This window comes from Streptomyces sp. SID5910 (assembly GCF_009862125.1).
Lineage (GTDB): Bacteria > Actinomycetota > Actinomycetes > Streptomycetales > Streptomycetaceae > Streptomyces.
On the sequence record NZ_WWHX01000538.1, the window covers coordinates 1 to 2545 of the forward strand.

The 2545-nt window shown below is 69.4% G+C and carries 3 protein-coding genes; all 3 read right to left on the minus strand.

All coding sequences use genetic code 11. The features are described from left to right. Positions 1-834, minus strand: an 834-nt coding sequence (locus GTW67_RS18850) for an ABC transporter permease subunit (RefSeq protein WP_161165989.1), incomplete at its 3' end; no start/stop codon positions are given. Further along, on the minus strand, positions 831-1817 hold the full coding sequence (locus GTW67_RS18855; protein ID WP_161165990.1) for an ABC transporter permease subunit: 987 nt from the start codon (positions 1815-1817) through the stop codon (positions 831-833). The genes GTW67_RS18855 and GTW67_RS18850, both read right to left, overlap by 4 nt. A gap of 60 nt (positions 1818-1877) precedes the next feature. After that, the coding region (locus GTW67_RS18860) for an extracellular solute-binding protein (RefSeq protein WP_161165991.1) at positions 1878-2545 on the minus strand (668 nt) is incomplete at its 5' end.

Below are 2545 nucleotides of genomic sequence, written 5' to 3' on the forward strand. Positions count from 1 at the left end.
GGTCACATGCCGTTGCAGCGCGAGGAAGATGATGAGTGCGGGGAGCGCGAAGAGGGTGGAGGCCGCCATCGTGGCCCCCCAGTCCGTGCCGAAGGTCGACTGGAACGAGGAGAGCCAGACCGGCAGGGTGCGGCTGTCCTGCTGCTTGATGATGAGGAAGTTGGCGTAGGTGAACTCGTTCCAGGCGGTGATGAAACCGAACAGCGAGGTCGCCATGAGCCCCGGCGCCAGCAACGGGAACGCGACCTTGCGGAAGGCGCCGGCCCGGGTGCAGCCGTCGACCTGCGCCGCCTCCTCCAGCTCCGGCGGGATGTTCGCGATGAAACCGCGCAGCACCACCACCGTGAACGGCAGCGTGATCATGAAGTAGATCAGCGTCAGCGTCGGCAGCCGGTCGAGCATGCCGGTGTCGCGGGAGATGATGTAGATCGGGATGATCAGGGACTCCCAGGGCGCCATCTGCGCGATGAACACCGCCAGCATGAACTGCCGGCGCCCGCGCCAGCGCATCCGGGCCACCGCGTAGGCCGCGCCGAGGGCGACCACCAGGGCCAGCAGCACCGCGCTCAGCGTCACCAGGATGCTGTTGCGCCAGAACAGCGCGAACCCGTCGGCCCCGACCGCCTTCCGGAAGTGGTCCAGCGTCCAGGCGCGCGGGAAGAGCTGCGGGTCGTACGACTGGATGTCCGTGGACGGTTTGAACGCGGTCGTCACCATCCAGTACACGGGGAACAGGCAGACCACGACGGTGAGTACGGCGGCCGCGTTGAGGGGGAGGCGGCGCAGGGCGCGGCGCCGGGGCCTGCGGCGGGCCGGCGGGTGCGAGACGCTCACAGCTGCTCACCCTCCTGACGGAAGAGCTGACGGAAGTAGAGGACGAGGACGCCGCTCATCAGCAGGAGCGTGAGCATCGAGGCGGCGGAGCCCAGGTCGTAGCGCTGGCCGGCCAGCGCGGTCTGCACGGCGTACACCGGCAGGATGGTGGTGGCCTCGCCGGGCCCGCCCCGCGTCATCACCCAGATCTGCACGAACGCCTTGAACGTCCAGATCACTTCGAGGGACAGGACGAGCATGAAGATCGGCCGGATCAGCGGGAAGGTGACGGAGCGGAAGAGGCGGCCGGCACCCGCGCCGTCCATCCGCGCCGACTCGTACAGCTCGGCCGGCACCGTGACCAGCGCCGAGTACAGCGTGATCGCGGCGAACGGCACCGACTGCCAGACGATCAGGACCACCACGATGGCGAACGCGGCCGTGCCGTTCGCGAACCAGGGATAGCCCTCGTAGGAGTCGAAGCCGAGCCGGGTGAGGGTCTCGTTGGCGATGCCGAACTCGGAGTGGAACAGCCACTGGAACACGGTGGTGGCCGCGACCACGGGCACGGCCCACACCAGCACCAGCGAGCTGAGGACCACCGTCCTGGCCACCCGGCCCAGCCGCTCGACCATCAGGGCGACCAGCATCGACAGCACCATGATCGCGACCACGCAGACGGCCATGAACACGAAGGTGCGGCGCACCACCTCCCAGAACACCGGGTCGCCCAGCAGCGTCCGGTAGTTGCGCAGCCCCACGAACTCGGCGTCGCCGAGGATCAGTTGGCGCAGCCGGAAGTCCTGGAAGGAGATGAGCACGGCGCGGGCCAGCGGATAGAGCAGCAGGTAGAGCATGCCCAGCACCGCGGGGGCGATCAGCAGGTACGGCCACAGCGCACCCCGGTCCGCTCCGGCCCGCCGGCCGGCCGGCTGTTTCGAGGCCGACGGGACAGGGCGGTGGCCGGTCTTGCGCGGCGCGCTCCGCTCACGGACGGTCGACACGGCGCCTCCTGATCCTCGGTCCTGGTCCTCGGGTGTGGTTCCTTGCACGGTTCGGGACGGTCAGGAGCCGCTGTTGAGGGTGTCGGTGATGGTCCCAGACGCCTTCGCGGCCTCGGCGGCAGCGTCCTTGCCGGTGAGGACGGCCGTCATGTACTCCTTGATCGGGTTCTTGGCCTCGACCGCCGCCCACTCGGGGGTGTTGGGCGTGGCGTGCCCGTTCGCGGCGCCGGCCGCCATGGCCGCGGTGCCCGGATCACCGGAGACGGCGCTCGCCAGCGTGGTCTTGTTGGGTACGTAGCTCATGGCGACCGCGAGCTTCTTCTGCCAGGCGTCCCCGGCGAGTTCGCGCAGGAAGGTGAACGCCTCCTCCTGGTGCTTGGCGACGGCCGGGACGATCAGGTCGGAGCCGCCGGTGAAGACGGCGCCCGGCTGCTCGGCGCTTTTGCCGGGGATGGTGAAGAAGCCCAGCTTGCCCTTGAGTTCGGGGTTCTTCTCCTCGACGACCTTGGCTCCGCCGGGGACGGCGATGATCTGGGCGATCTGCTCCTTCGCCATCACCTCGGCCTGCGGGGGCTGTGCCTCGTCCGAGTCCTTGGGGCCCTTGCCGAGGGCCTGGAGGTCCTGGTAGAAGTCCATCGCCCGCAGCGCCTCGGGGCTGTCCAGGCCGCCCTTCCACTTCCCGCCCGACTCGACGGCCAGGTCACCGCCCTCGTCCCAGACGAAGCCGA